Raw genomic sequence first — 14,265 nt, forward strand, 5'->3', positions numbered from 1 at the left:
CGACACTGCTAGGCATCCTGCGTCCTTACCCATCGCCGCTGTTTAGCCGGCGCGGCATCGACCTGGACTTTCCGCTGCTGGCGGGCTGCCTGGCACTGCTCGGCCTGGGGTTGGTGATGATCACCTCGGCGTCCTCGGAAGTAGCGGCCGTGCAATCCGGCAATCCGCTGTACCACATGATCCGCCACCTGATTTATATCCTGATCGGCATTGGCGCGGCGGGCGTGATGCTGATAATTCCGCTGTCCACCTGGCAGCGCATGGGTTGGTTGTTGTTGGTCGCTGCCTTCGGCTTGCTGGTGCTGGTGCTGGTGCCGGGCATCGGCCGCGAAGTGAACGGCTCGATGCGCTGGATCGGTTTCGGCGCCTTTAACGTGCAGCCTTCGGAAATCGCCAAGGTCTTCGTGGTGCTCTACCTGGCCGGCTATCTGGTGCGCCGACAGGAGGAAGTCCGCGAGAGCTGGGCCGGCTTCTTCAAGCCCTTCGTCGTGCTGCTGCCGATGGCCGGCCTGCTGCTGCTGGAGCCGGACTTCGGTGCCACCGTGGTGATGATGGGGGCCGCCGCCGCCATGCTGTTCCTCGGTGGTGTCGGCCTGTTCCGTTTTGCCTTGATGGTCGGGCTGGCGGTCGGCGCCGTGGTGGTGTTGGTGCAGACTCAGGAGTACCGCCTGCAACGCCTGATCACCTTCACCGACCCCTGGGCCGACCAGTTTGGTTCCGGTTATCAGTTGACTCAGGCGCTGATCGCCTTCGGCCGCGGCGAATGGCTGGGGGTGGGGCTGGGCAATAGCATCCAGAAGCAGTTCTACCTGCCGGAAGCCCACACCGACTTCGTGTTCGCGGTGCTGGCGGAAGAACTGGGCCTGGTCGGCGCACTGGCCACCGTTGGCCTGTTCGTCTTCGTCAGCGTGCGGGCCTTGTATATCGGGCTGTGGGCGGAGAAGGCCAAGCAGTTCTTCGCCGCCTATGTCGCCTACGGTCTGGCGTTCCTCTGGATTGGTCAGTTCTTGATCAATATCGGGGTGAACGTCGGCCTGTTGCCGACCAAGGGCCTGACCTTGCCGTTCCTCAGTTATGGCGGTAGCTCGTTGGTGATCTGTTGTGCCTGTCTTGGCTTGCTGCTGCGCATCGAGTGGGAGCGGCGCACGGTGCTGGGCAGTGAGGATATCGACTTCGTCGAGAGTGACTTCGCCGAAGACCTCCCCAAGAAAAAGAGCCAGCTCGAGGAGGTCGTCCATGGCCGCTAATATTCTGATCATGGCCGGTGGCACCGGTGGGCACGTGTTCCCGGCGCTGGCCTGCGCCCGTGAGTTTCAGGCGCGCGGCTACAACGTGCATTGGCTGGGCACTCCACGGGGTATCGAAAACGAGCTGGTGCCGCAGGCCGGCCTGCCGCTGCATCTGATCAACGTCGCTGGGCTGCGTGGCAAAGGCCTGCTGGCGCTGCTGAAAGCGCCGTTCAGTCTGGTCCTGGCCTTGTTCCAGGCGCGCAGGATCGTGCGTAAGTTGCGCCCGGTGTGCGTGCTTGGGATGGGCGGTTACGTCACCGGCCCGGGCGGGCTGGCGGCGAAACTGGCCGGCGTGCCGTTGATCATCCACGAGCAGAACGCGGTGGCCGGGACGGCCAACCGCAGCCTGGTGCGTTTCGCGACCCGCGTCTGCGAGGCCTTCCCGAATACGTTTGGCGCCTCGGCCAAACGCCGTACCACCGGCAACCCGGTGCGCGAAGAGCTGTTCCTGGAAACTCCACGGCCCGCTTTGCACAACCGCAAGCTGCGCCTGCTGATCCTCGGCGGCAGCCTCGGCGCCGAGCCGCTGAACAAGCTGCTGCCGGAGGCCTTGGGTGAAGTGCCGGCCGAGTTGCGTCCGGAGGTGGTCCATCAGGCCGGCAAGCAACACGCCGAGGTGACGGCCGATCGTTACCGCGCCGAAGGCGTGCAGGCTCACGTCGCCCCCTTTATCCAAGACATGGCCGGCGCTTATGCCTGGGCCGACCTGGTGGTATGCCGCGCCGGCGCGCTGACCATCAGTGAACTGGCTGCTGCCGGGCTGCCGTCGATATTGGTGCCATTGCCGCACGCCATCGACGATCACCAGACCCGCAATGCCGACTATCTGGCGCGGGAAGGCGCTGCCTTCCTGCTGCCGCAAGCGACGACCGGTGCCGCCGATTTGGCCGAGCGCCTGACCGAGGTTTTGATGCATCCCGAACGACTGATCTATATGGCGAGCACCGCCCGCCGCCTGTCCAAACCCGACGCCACCCGTACGGTGGTGGAGATTTGCCTGGAGGTGGCCCGTGGTTGAGAGCCAAAAAGCCTTCCCGCAACCGGAAATGCGCCGTATCCGCCGTATTCACTTCGTCGGCATCGGTGGCGCCGGCATGTGCGGCATTGCCGAGGTGTTGCTGAACCTCGGTTATCAAGTCTCCGGTTCCGACCTCAAGAACTCGGCGGTGACCGAGCGCCTGGAGAATTTCGGCGCGCAAATCTTCATCGGCCACCGTGCCGAGAACGCCGAGCAGGCCGATGTGCTGGTGGTGTCCAGCGCGGTGAATACCTCCAACCCGGAAGTCGCGACTGCCCTGGAGCGCCGTATCCCGGTGGTGCCGCGGGCGGAAATGCTGGCCGAGCTGATGCGCTATCGCCACGGCATCGCCGTTGCCGGTACTCACGGCAAGACCACCACCACCAGTCTGATCGCCTCGGTGTTCGCCGCCGCTGGTCTGGATCCGACTTTCGTGATCGGCGGGCGTCTGAATGCCGCGGGCACCAACGCTCAGCTTGGCACCAGCCGCTATCTGGTGGCGGAGGCCGATGAGAGCGACGCGAGCTTCCTGCACCTGCAGCCGATGGTCGCCGTGGTCACCAACATCGACATGGACCACATGAGCACCTACGAAGGGGACTTCAACAAACTGAAGAAAACCTTCGTCGAGTTCCTCCATAACCTGCCGTTCTACGGCTTAGCCGTGGTCTGTGTGGATGATCCGGTGGTGCGTGAAATTCTGCCGCTGATCGGCCGCCCAACTATGACCTATGGCACCAGCGAAGACGCCGACGTGCGTGCCATCAATATCCGCCAGGACGGCATGCTCACCTACTTCACCGTGCTGCGTGCCGGGCGCGAACCGTTGGCTGTCTCGGTGAACATGCCGGGCAACCACAACGTCCTGAACGCCCTGGCCACCATCGCCATCGCCACCGATGAAGGCATTGCCGACGACGCCATAGTCCAGGGCCTGTCGGGTTTCCAAGGGGTCGGTCGGCGCTTCCAGGTCTACGGCGAACTGTCGGTCGACGGCGGCAGCGTGATGTTGGTCGACGATTACGGCCATCACCCGCGCGAAGTCGCCGCGGTGATCAAGGCGGTGCGTGGCGGTTGGCCGGAGCGGCGTCTGGTGATGGTGTACCAGCCCCACCGTTTCAGCCGCACCCGTGACCTGTATGAGGATTTCGTCCAGGTGTTGGCCGATGCCAACGTCCTGCTGCTGATGGAGGTCTACCCGGCCGGCGAAGAGCCGATCCCCGGGGCGGACAGCCGGCACCTGTGCCACAGCATTCGCCAGCGGGGCCAGCTCGACCCGATCTATATCGAGCGCGGCACCGAGCTGGCGCCGCTGGTTAAACCGCTGCTGCGCGCTGGCGACATCCTGCTGTGCCAGGGCGCGGGTGATATCGGCGGTTTGGCCCCGCAACTGTTGCAAAGCCCGTTGTTTGCGGGTGGTGAATTCGGTGGTGCCGGTGCGTCGGCCGCCGCGAGGACGTCCAAATGAGCCGCGAATTGAAATCCAACCTAGCCCCACAGGCCTTTGGCCGCGTCGCCGTGCTGTTCGGCGGCAAGAGCGCCGAGCGTGCGGTGTCGCTGAAGTCCGGCAATGCCGTGCTGGACGCGCTGTTGAGTGCCGGTGTGGATGCCTTCGGGATCGACGTTGGGGATGATTTCCTGCACCGCCTGGTCGGCGAGAAGATCGACCGTGCCTTTATCGTGCTGCATGGCCGGGGCGGCGAAGACGGCAGCATGCAGGGCCTGCTCGAATGCCTGGAAATTCCCTACACCGGTAGCGGCGTGCTGGCTTCGGCGCTGGCGATGGACAAGCTGCGGACCAAGCAGGTCTGGCAAAGCCTCGGGCTGTCGACGCCGCGGCATGCGGTGTTGGCGAGCGCGGATGACTGCCGGTCGGCGGCTATGGAGCTGGGCTTCCCCTTGATCGTCAAACCGGCCCATGAAGGTTCCAGCATCGGCATGGCCAAGGTGAACAGCGTCGACGAATTGATTGTCGCCTGGCAGGCCGCCAGCACTTACGACTCCCAGGTCTTGGTCGAACAGTGGATTCAGGGCCCCGAGTACACCATCGCCGTGCTGCGCGGCGAAGTGCTGCCGCCGATTGGCCTGGGCACGCCGCACAGCTTTTACGACTACGAGGCCAAGTACCTGGCCTCGGATACCCAGTACCGCATTCCCTGCGGCCTGGATGCGGCGAAAGAACAGGAGCTGAAAAAGCTGACCGCGCGCGCCTGTGAAGCCGTGGGTGTCCAGGGCTGGGCGCGTGCGGACGTGATGCAGGACGCCGCCGGCAAGTTCTGGCTGCTGGAAGTGAACACCGTACCGGGCATGACCGATCACAGCCTGGTGCCTATGGCCGCTCGCGCCGCCGGCCTGGATTTCCAGCAGTTGGTGCTGGCGATTCTGGCCGACAGCGTTGAGGCGCGAGGTTAAGACCATGCACGGCGCCACGCTCCGTCATCAGCAACCCGTTACCGGCCGCGTCTCACCGCGCAAGCCGGCGCCGCGGGGTGCCAGCCGGATGGTGGCCAAGGAGCCGCTGTCGGTGCGCCTGCCGAAGCCGAACTTTGCCCTGCTCAAGCGTGTGTTCTGGCCGCTGCTGCTGTTGGTGCTGGGCTTCGCTACTTACCAGTTGGCGCAGCGTTTGTTGCCCTATGCCGACCGGCCGATCACCAAGATCAATGTCGACGGCGAGCTCAGCTACATCAGCCAGCAAGCCGTGCAGCAACGTATCGCCCCCTATGTGGCGGCGAGTTTCTTTACCGTCGACCTCGCCGGCATGCGTGCGGAGCTGGAGCAAATGCCCTGGATCGCCCATGCCGAAGTGCGTCGGGTCTGGCCGGATCGCGTGTCCATCCGCCTGGAAGAACAACTGCCGGTGGCCCGTTGGGGCGACGCGGCCTTGCTGAACAACCAGGGCCAGGCGTTTACCCCGCGCGAGCTGGCGAATTACGAAAATCTGCCGCAGCTGGTGGGTCCACAGCGTGCCCAGGAACAGGTGATGCAGCAATACCAAGTGCTGAGCCAGATGCTGCGGCCGCTGGGTTTCTCCGTGGCCCGCCTGGAGTTGCGTGAGCGTGGCAGTTGGTTCCTTTCCACCGGCGTGAACAGCACCGGACAAAGCCTTGAGCTGCTGCTGGGGCGTGATCATTTGCTCGAGAAGATGCGCCGTTTCGTCGCCATCTACGAAAAGAACTTGAAAGAACAGATCGCCAATATTTCGCGCGTCGACCTGCGTTACGCCAACGGCTTGGCCGTGGCGTGGCGTGAGCCGGTAGCGCCCGCGACGGGCAAAACCGTCGCCGTGCAGTGAATCAGGAGAAGGCAAGCAACATGGCAAACGTGCAGAGCGGCAAGATGATCGTCGGCCTCGATATCGGCACCTCCAAGGTGGTGGCGCTGGTGGGCGAGGTTACGGCTGACGGCCAGCTGGAAATCGTTGGCATCGGTACCCACCCCTCGCGCGGCCTGAAGAAGGGCGTGGTGGTGAACATCGAGTCCACCGTGCAATCCATTCAGCGCGCGGTAGAAGAAGCGCAAATGATGGCCGGTTGCCGGATTCACTCGGCCTTCGTCGGCGTGGCCGGTAATCACATCCGCAGCCTGAACTCCCACGGCATAGTCGCCATCCGTGACCGCGAAGTCAGCCAGGCGGACCTTGAGCGCGTGCTGGACGCCGCTCAAGCCGTGGCGATTCCGGCGGATCAGCGGGTGCTGCACACCCTGGCGCAGGATTACGTGATCGATAACCAGGAAGGCGTGCGTGAGCCGCTAGGCATGTCGGGCGTGCGCCTGGAAGCCAAGGTGCACGTGGTCACTTGTGCGGTGAATGCGGCGCAGAACATCGAGAAGTGTGTGCGTCGCTGTGGCCTGGAAATCGACGACATCATCCTCGAGCAGCTGGCATCCGCCTATGCGGTGTTGACCGATGACGAGAAGGAGCTGGGTGTCTGCCTGGTGGATATCGGCGGCGGGACCACCGACATCGCGATCTTCACTGAAGGCGCCATCCGTCACACGGCGGTGATTCCGATCGCCGGTGATCAGGTCACCAACGATATCGCCATGGCCCTGCGCACGCCGACCCAATATGCCGAAGAGATCAAGATTCGGTATGCTTGCGCCCTAGCCAAGCTGGCCGGCGCAGGCGAGACCATCAAGGTCCCCAGCGTCGGCGATCGTCCGCCGCGGGACCTGTCCCGCCAGTCGCTGGCCGAGGTGGTGGAGCCGCGTTATGACGAGCTCTTCACCCTGGTGCAAGCTGAGCTGCGGCGCAGTGGCTACGAGGACCTGATCCCGGCCGGGATCGTCCTCACCGGCGGCACAGCGAAGATGGAGGGAGCCGTCGAGCTGGCCGAAGAGATCTTTCATATGCCGGTGCGCTTAGGCGTACCGAACAGCGTCAAGGGACTGGCCGATGTCGTACGTAACCCCATCTATTCCACAGGCGTGGGCCTGCTGCTGTATGGGCTGCAAAAGCAGTCCGACGGCATCTCCCTGTCTGGCATTAGCGGCAGTTATAGCGATGAACCCAAGACACCTGTACTGGAACGGTTGAAGCGCTGGGTTCAGGGCAATTTTTGATGTTAAACCGCGTGTGCAGTAGGCGTTACAACTAGAAAGCAAAGGAGAGGGGACCATGTTTGAGCTCGTAGACAACATCCCGCAGAGTGCAGTTATCAAAGTAATAGGCGTGGGTGGCGGTGGGGGTAATGCCGTCAACCACATGGCCAAAAACAACATTGAAGGCGTTGAGTTCATCTGCGCCAACACCGATGCACAGGCATTGAAAAATGTCGGTGCGCGTACCGTCCTGCAACTGGGCACGGGCGTGACCAAGGGCTTGGGCGCCGGCGCCAACCCGGAAGTCGGCCGTCAGGCGGCGCTGGAAGACCGTGAGCGCATCGCCGAAGTGCTGCAAGGCTGCGACATGGTCTTCATCACCACCGGCATGGGCGGCGGTACCGGTACCGGCGCGGCGCCGATCATCGCCGAAGTAGCCAAGGAAATGGGCATCCTCACCGTCGCGGTGGTGACCCGTCCATTCCCGTTCGAAGGCCGCAAGCGCATGCTGATCGCCGAAGAAGGCATCCGGGCGCTGTCCTTGAGCGTCGACTCGTTGATCACCATTCCCAACGAGAAGCTGCTGACCATCCTCGGTAAAGACGCCAGCCTGCTGTCTGCCTTCGCCAAGGCTGACGATGTACTGGCTGGAGCCGTGCGCGGCATCTCCGACATCATCAAACGTCCCGGCATGATCAACGTCGACTTCGCCGACGTGAAAACCGTGATGAGCGAAATGGGCATGGCGATGATGGGCACAGGCTGCGCCAGTGGCCCGAACCGGGCTCGTGAAGCGACTGAAGCGGCCATCCGCAACCCGCTGCTGGAAGATGTGAATCTGCAGGGCGCGCGTGGCATCTTGGTCAATATCACCGCCGGTCCTGACCTGTCCCTGGGTGAGTACTCCGACGTCGGTAACATCATCGAGCAGTTCGCCTCCGAGCACGCCACCGTGAAAGTGGGGACCGTGATCGATCCGGACATGCGCGATGAGCTGCACGTGACCGTAGTCGCCACAGGTCTGGGCGCGAAAATCGAGAAGCCGGTCAAGGTCATCGATAACACCGTGCAACCGGCGGCTGTCGCGGCGGCTGCATCGCGTCAGGAGCAGCCTGCGGTCAACTACCGTGATCTGGATCGCCCGACCGTGATGCGCAATCAGGCTCACGCTGGTGCGGCCACCGCGGCCAAGCTGAACCCGCAAGACGACCTGGATTATTTGGACATCCCGGCCTTCCTGCGTCGTCAGGCTGATTAATGAAATGTATCAGGAGTATTGGGGTGATTGGTGTTCAGCAAAGGCCGGTTCTGCTATCATCGCCGGCCATTGTTGAAAACAATTCGCAACTAGTGCTATAGCGGCCAAAGCCATGATCAGACAACGCACCCTGAAGAACATCATCCGCGCCACTGGCGTCGGCCTGCATTCCGGGGAAAAGGTTTACCTGACCCTGAAGCCGGCACCGGTGGATGCCGGTATCGTGTTTCGTCGTACCGACTTGGATCCTGTCGTAGAAATTCGCGCGCGGGCTGAAAATGTCGGTGAAACCACCATGTCGACCACGTTGATCAATGGTGATGTCAAGGTGGACACCGTGGAGCACCTGCTTTCGGCCATGGCTGGCCTGGGCATCGATAACGCCTACGTCGAGCTCTCCGCGTCCGAAGTGCCGATCATGGATGGCAGTGCTGGGCCCTTCGTATTTCTGATTCAATCCGCAGGCCTGCAGGAGCAGGAATCGGCCAAGAAGTTCATCCGCATCAAGCGCGAAGTGACAGTGGAAGAGGGCGACAAGCGCGCCACCTTCCTGCCCTTCGACGGCTTCAAGGTGAGCTTCGAGATCGATTTCGATCATCCGGTTTTCCGCAATCGCACCCAGAGTGCCACGGTGGACTTCTCCAGCACCTCCTTCGTCAAAGAAGTGAGCCGTGCGCGGACCTTCGGCTTCATGAGTGACATCGAGCACCTGCGTTCGCAGAACCTGGCGCTCGGCGGCAGCGTAGAAAACGCCATCGTGGTCGATGAGTTTCGCGTGCTTAACGAAGACGGCCTGCGTTACGAGGACGAGTTCGTTAAACACAAAATCCTCGATGCCATCGGTGATCTCTATCTGCTGGGTAACAGCCTGATTGGCGAGTTCCGAGGCTTCAAGTCGGGCCATGCGCTGAACAATCGTCTACTGCGCACCTTGATCGAGCAGCAGGATGCTTGGGAAGTGGTGACCTTCGACGACGTGAAGAGTGCGCCGATCTCGTACATGCGGCCGGTTGCGGCCGGCTAAGCAAGACTCTCTCTTTTGCTGTTTTTAGAGGCCACCCCAGGGTGGCCTTTTTCTGTCTGTGATTTCTGCGCGGTAGCGCCCTTTAGCGCGGCGCTACTTGCGGTCTTTGGCGTGGCTGGCCAGGCGCTCCAGGGCCGCGCGCAAGTTCGGGTCGCTGATGCCGTCGGCGGTAGCCTGGAGGCTGGCGGCGGCGCTTTGCGATAACTCAATAATGTGACCGCTACTGTGCCTTGCGGCGGTGGGCGGTTGCACCTTAAAGAGGATCTTCGTTAAGTTCGTGAACTCGGCGAAGGCTTGTAGTTGGCGTTGCAGACGGCGTTGTTGATAGCGCAAACGGGTGGCCCAGTGGCCATCGGTGACTATCAATAGTAGGCAGCCCTCGCGCCATGATGCCACGTGGCAGTGTTCGCGGGCGGCGGGTTGCAGTTGGCTGTCGAGTAAGCGCTGTAGCTGAGCGAGGCGTTGGGCCTGGTTGAAAAGTGCTTGCAGGGGCTTCGCCTCACGCAGCAGCGCGGCGGGAGCTCGGGCCGGTAAAGGACGAAAAGCCATGGCGGGACGCCTGAGGTTGCAAAGTCGCCATGGTAGCAGAAAGGTCGCTGCCCCCAGCGTTCTGTGAATGACGCCTGTTGGCGTGGCGGATTCGGCTCGGTCACACGCCAGGGCTTGATTTTGGCGGTGCGGGCTCCATATAGAAAAGCGGGGGAAAGCTCAGCCGTTGCCGCTACAGGCCGAGGCGGGCGTCAGTTGACCTACACGCTCCAGCGTGTGTCAGCGCTGCTCTGCGGTCGGCGAGTCGACTGTGCAGTCAGTCTAAAGCCACAATGTCGCGGGTGCTGGCACACTGAAATAACGCTACTTTCCTCGCCAACGTTTCCGGGTAGAATGCCCGCTTCGCAAGCAGCCATGAGGGCTGCGCGGGCGACTCACGGGGCCGCCCTCCATCCATACGTGTGGAAGATCCTGTCGATATGTTTGCGCCTTTGTTGAAAAAGCTCTTTGGAAGCAAGAACGAGCGCGAGGTGAAGCGCATGCTCAAGACGGTGCAAGCCGTTAGTGCGTTTGAGGAGCAGATGCTGGCTCTCTCGGATGAGCAGCTGCGCGCCAAGACCGAAGAGTTCAAGGCCCGTCTGGGCAAAGGCGAAGCCCTCGATCAACTGCTGCCGGAAGCCTTCGCTGTGGCCCGTGAGGCCGGTAAGCGGGTGATGGGCATGCGTCACTTCGATGTGCAGCTGATCGGTGGCGCGACCTTGCACGAAGGCCAAATCGCCGAGATGCGCACCGGTGAGGGTAAGACCCTGGTGGCGACCCTGGCGGTCTACCTGAATGCGCTGTCCGGCAAGGGCGTGCACGTGGTCACGGTGAACGACTACCTGGCCCGCCGCGACGCCAACTGGATGCGTCCGCTGTATGAATTCCTCGGGCTCTCCGTGGGGATTGTCAGCCCGTTCCAGCCGCCGGAGGAGAAGCGTGCGGCCTACGCCGCCGACATCACCTACGGCACCAACAACGAATATGGTTTCGACTACCTGCGCGACAACATGGCGTTCAGCCTGGACGAGAAATTCCAGCGCGGACTGAACTTCGCCGTGATCGACGAAGTTGACTCCATCTTGATCGACGAAGCCCGTACGCCGCTGATCATTTCCGGGCAGGCGGAAGACAGCTCCAAGCTCTACATGCAGATGAACCAACTGATTCCTCGCCTCAAGCAGCACATCGAGGAAGAAGAAGGTGTAGTCACTCAGGAAGGCCATTACACGGTCGATGAGAAGACCCGCCAGGTCGAGCTGAACGAGCAGGGTCACCAGTTCATCGAGGACATGCTGACCCAGACGGGGCTGCTGGCCGAAGGTGAGAGCCTGTATTCCGCGCACAACCTGGGTCTGCTGACCCACGTTTATGCCGGCCTGCGCGCGCACAAGCTGTTCCATCGCAATGTCGAATACATAGTGCAGAACGATCAGGTCTTGCTGGTCGACGAGCACACTGGCCGGACTATGCCGGGTCGCCGTCTCTCCGAGGGGCTGCACCAGGCGATCGAAGCCAAAGAAGGTCTGAATATTCAGGCGGAGAGCCAGACGCTGGCCTCGACCACCTTCCAGAACTACTTCCGCCTCTACAACAAGCTGTCCGGCATGACCGGTACGGCCGATACCGAGGCGTTCGAGTTCCAGCAGATCTACGGCCTGCCCGTGGTGGTGATTCCGCCGAACAAGCCGTTGGCGCGTAAGGACTTCAACGACCTGGTCTACCTGACCCAGGACGAGAAGTACGCGGCGATCATCGCCGATATCAAAGAGAGCCAGGCGATAGGGCGTCCGGTGTTGGTGGGCACGGCCTCGATCGAAACCTCGGAGTACGTCTCCCAGTTGCTGGCCAAGGAAGGCATCGAGCACAAGGTGCTCAACGCCAAATTCCACGAGAAAGAAGCCGAGATCATCGCCCAGGCCGGTCGCCCAGGCGGGCTGACCATCGCCACCAACATGGCCGGTCGCGGTACCGACATCCTCCTGGGCGGCAACTGGGAAGTCGAAGTGGCGGCTCTGGACAATCCGACGCCTGAGCAGGTCGCGCAAATCAAGGCCGACTGGCACAAGCGTCACCAGCTGGTGGTCGAATCCGGTGGCCTGCATGTGATCGCGTCCGAGCGGCATGAGTCGCGGCGTATCGACAACCAGTTGCGTGGTCGTTCCGGTCGTCAAGGCGACCCGGGCTCCAGTCGCTTCTACTTGTCGCTGGAAGACAACTTGATGCGCATCTTCGCCTCGGACCGGGTGAAGAACTTCATGAAGGCCCTGGGCATGCAGGCCGGTGAGGCGATCGAGCACCGCATGGTGAGCAACGCCATCGAGAAGGCGCAGCGCAAAGTCGAAGGGCGCAACTTCGACATGCGTAAGCAACTGCTCGAGTTCGACGACGTGGCGAACGAGCAGCGTAAAGTGATCTATCACATGCGCAACAGCTTGCTGGCCGCCGACGACATTGGCGAAACCATCGCCGACTTCCGTCTGGAAGTGCTGGATAACACCATCAGTCAGTACATTGCGCCGCAATCGCTGCCGGAGCAGTGGAACGTGGCCGGCTTGGAAGCCGCGCTGTTCAGCGATTTCAGCAGCAAACTGCCGATTCAGCAGTGGCTCGACGACGATGCCCACCTGTACGAAGAGCCGCTGCGCGAGAAGATCCTCGCCGCCCTGCTCGCGGCCTACCATGAGAAGGAAGACCTGGCTAGCGCCGAAGCGCTGCGCACCTTCGAGAAGCAGATTCTGTTGCGGGTAGTGGACGACCTGTGGAAAGACCACCTGTCGACCATGGATCACCTGCGTTACGGTATTCACCTGCGCGGTTATGCGCAGAAGAATCCGAAGCAGGAGTACAAGCGCGAGTCCTTCACCCTGTTCCAGCAACTGCTCGATTCGATCAAGCGCGACACCATTCGCGTGCTGTCCCACGTGCAGGTGCGGCGCGAAGATCCGGCCGAAGAAGAGGCGCGCCTGCGTCACGAAGCGGAGCAACTGGCGCAGCGTATGCAGTTCCAGCACGCCGAAGTCTCAGGCTTGGCGCAGCCGCTGGAGCGGGCCGAAGCCGAAGGCGAAATGGCCGTGGCAACGCTGGCGCCGGTGCGCAATGAACAGAAAATCGGGCGCAACGAGCTGTGCTACTGCGGCTCGGGCAAGAAGTACAAGCATTGCCATGGGCAAATCAGCTAATCGATGTAGGCTGGGTAGAACGTAGTGAAACCCAGCTCGTCAGTGGTAATGCGCTGGGTTTCGCGGTGCTCTACCCAGCCTACCGACGCCGCGACCGGCCTAGCCGCTCGCGGCGTTTTTGGCTAAATGTGCACTGTACCGCTGCGGTGCAGTTTTAAACCCTACTGCTTATGACAAGGAGCTCACTCCATGCCTGTTGGTCTTGGCCCTCTGCCTACCCTGCACCCGGTTCCCGGTTTTGAACTCGGCATCGCCTCTGCCGGCATCAAGCGCGCAGGGCGCAAGGATGTGGTGGTCATGCGCTGTGCCGAAGGCTCTAGCGTGGCTGGCGTGTTCACCCTTAACGCGTTTTGTGCGGCGCCGGTGATTCTGGCCAAGAAGCGCGTGCTCGGCCCGGTCCGTTACCTGCTGACCAACACCGGCAACGCCAATGCCGGCACCGGCGAGCCAGGCCTGCTCGCCGCGACGCGTACCTGCGCCAAGCTGGCGGCGTTGGCGGGCGTGACTGAGAGCGCGGTACTGCCGTTCTCGACCGGGGTTATCGGCGAGCCGCTGCCGGTGGAGAAGATCGAGGGCGCGCTGGCGGCGGCCTTGGCCGACCTGTCGGCAGACAACTGGGCGGCGGCCGCCAGTGGCATAATGACCACCGACACCCTGCCCAAAGGCGCCAGCCGCCAGTTCATGCACGATGGCGTCACCGTCACCGTCACCGGCATCAGCAAAGGCGCCGGGATGATCAAGCCGAATATGGCGACCATGCTCGGCTACATCGCCACCGACGCCAAGGTCGCCCAGGGCGTGCTGCAGGATCTGCTGCGCGATGCGGCGAATAAATCCTTCAACCGCATCACCATCGACGGCGATACCTCGACCAACGATTGCTGCATCCTGGTCGCTACCGGCCAAGCGCAGCTGCCGGAAGTGACGCAAGCCAGCGGCGCGTTGTTCGCCGAACTGAAGCAGGCGGTGCTGGAGGTGTCCATGGAGCTGGCCCAGGCCATAGTGCGTGATGGCGAGGGCGCGACCAAGTTCGTCACCGTGCAGGCGAATGGCGGCGCGACCCATCAAGAGTGCCTGGACGTCGCCTATGCCGTGGCCCACTCGCCGCTGATCAAGACCGCGCTGTTCGCCTCCGACCCGAACTGGGGGCGGATCCTCGCGGCGGTTGGCCGCGCCGGTGTGGCGCAGCTGGATGTGAGCAAGATCGACGTGTTTCTCGGCGAGGTCTGCATCGCCAGCCGCGGTTGCCGCGCCGCCAGCTACACCGAAGAACAGGGCGCGGCGGTGATGGCCGAGGCGGAAATTGGTATCCGCATCGAGCTGGGACGTGGCACGTGCAGCGAGACGATCTGGACCACCGACTTGTCCCACGAATATGTGAGAATCAACGCGGAGTACCGTTCCTGAGCCCGCCTATTCCCGCT

General features: G+C 62.4%; 11 protein-coding genes. 10 read left to right on the forward strand and 1 reads right to left on the reverse strand.

The window, feature by feature from the left end:
• Positions 1-5 precede the first annotated feature (5 nt).
• The 8 genes from ftsW to lpxC all read left to right on the forward strand — a co-directional run bounded on the left by ftsW (position 6) and on the right by lpxC (position 9,131).
• Positions 6-1,247: a putative lipid II flippase FtsW gene (gene ftsW, locus FFS12_RS14895; protein ID WP_171011892.1), complete on the forward strand. Its 1,242-nt coding sequence runs from the start codon at positions 6-8 to the stop codon at positions 1,245-1,247.
• Positions 1,237-2,307, forward strand: coding sequence for an undecaprenyldiphospho-muramoylpentapeptide beta-N-acetylglucosaminyltransferase (gene murG / locus FFS12_RS14900; RefSeq protein ID WP_137887787.1), 1,071 nt, complete (start codon positions 1,237-1,239; stop codon positions 2,305-2,307). The genes ftsW and murG overlap by 11 nt, the downstream gene beginning before the upstream one ends.
• Positions 2,308-2,335: 28 nt before the next feature.
• The gene (murC, locus tag FFS12_RS14905) at positions 2,336-3,775 is read left to right on the forward strand and encodes a UDP-N-acetylmuramate--L-alanine ligase (protein WP_171011893.1); all 1,440 of its coding nucleotides are present in this window, start codon (positions 2,336-2,338) and stop codon (positions 3,773-3,775) included.
• The gene (locus FFS12_RS14910; protein WP_137887791.1) at positions 3,772-4,719 is read left to right on the forward strand and encodes a D-alanine--D-alanine ligase; all 948 of its coding nucleotides are present in this window, start codon (positions 3,772-3,774) and stop codon (positions 4,717-4,719) included. Before murC ends, FFS12_RS14910 begins: the two co-directional genes overlap by 4 nt.
• Positions 4,720-4,723: 4 nt before the next feature.
• Entirely contained in the window at positions 4,724-5,599 is an 876-nt protein-coding gene (locus FFS12_RS14915) for a cell division protein FtsQ/DivIB (RefSeq protein WP_137887793.1), read from the forward strand.
• A gap of 20 nt (positions 5,600-5,619) precedes the next feature.
• A complete protein-coding gene (gene ftsA / locus FFS12_RS14920; RefSeq protein WP_137818118.1) occupies positions 5,620-6,870 on the forward strand; it encodes a cell division protein FtsA in 1,251 nt (416 codons plus the stop codon).
• A gap of 55 nt (positions 6,871-6,925) precedes the next feature.
• Positions 6,926-8,107, forward strand: coding sequence for a cell division protein FtsZ (gene ftsZ / locus FFS12_RS14925; RefSeq protein ID WP_137887795.1), 1,182 nt, complete (start codon positions 6,926-6,928; stop codon positions 8,105-8,107).
• A gap of 112 nt (positions 8,108-8,219) precedes the next feature.
• Complete coding sequence (lpxC, locus tag FFS12_RS14930) at positions 8,220-9,131, forward strand: UDP-3-O-acyl-N-acetylglucosamine deacetylase (RefSeq protein ID WP_137887797.1); 912 nt, start codon at positions 8,220-8,222, stop codon at positions 9,129-9,131.
• Between the two features lie 93 nt (positions 9,132-9,224).
• Here lpxC and FFS12_RS14935 read toward each other — a convergent pair whose 3' ends face one another.
• Entirely contained in the window at positions 9,225-9,680 is a 456-nt protein-coding gene (locus FFS12_RS14935) for a DciA family protein (RefSeq protein WP_137887799.1), read from the reverse strand.
• A gap of 419 nt (positions 9,681-10,099) precedes the next feature.
• Here FFS12_RS14935 and secA point away from each other — a divergent pair, with 419 nt between their 5' ends.
• A complete protein-coding gene (gene secA / locus FFS12_RS14940; RefSeq protein WP_137887801.1) occupies positions 10,100-12,841 on the forward strand; it encodes a preprotein translocase subunit SecA in 2,742 nt (913 codons plus the stop codon).
• Positions 12,842-13,030: 189 nt separating this feature from the next.
• Positions 13,031-14,248 carry a bifunctional glutamate N-acetyltransferase/amino-acid acetyltransferase ArgJ gene (gene argJ / locus FFS12_RS14945; protein WP_137887803.1) on the forward strand — a complete coding sequence of 406 codons (1,218 nt, stop codon included), beginning with the start codon at positions 13,031-13,033 and terminating at the stop codon, positions 14,246-14,248.
• Positions 14,249-14,265: the final 17 nt, after the last annotated feature.

It is taken from the genome of Pseudomonas sp. 2FE, from assembly GCF_005503735.1.
In the GTDB taxonomy this organism is placed as follows: domain Bacteria; phylum Pseudomonadota; class Gammaproteobacteria; order Pseudomonadales; family Pseudomonadaceae; genus Aquipseudomonas.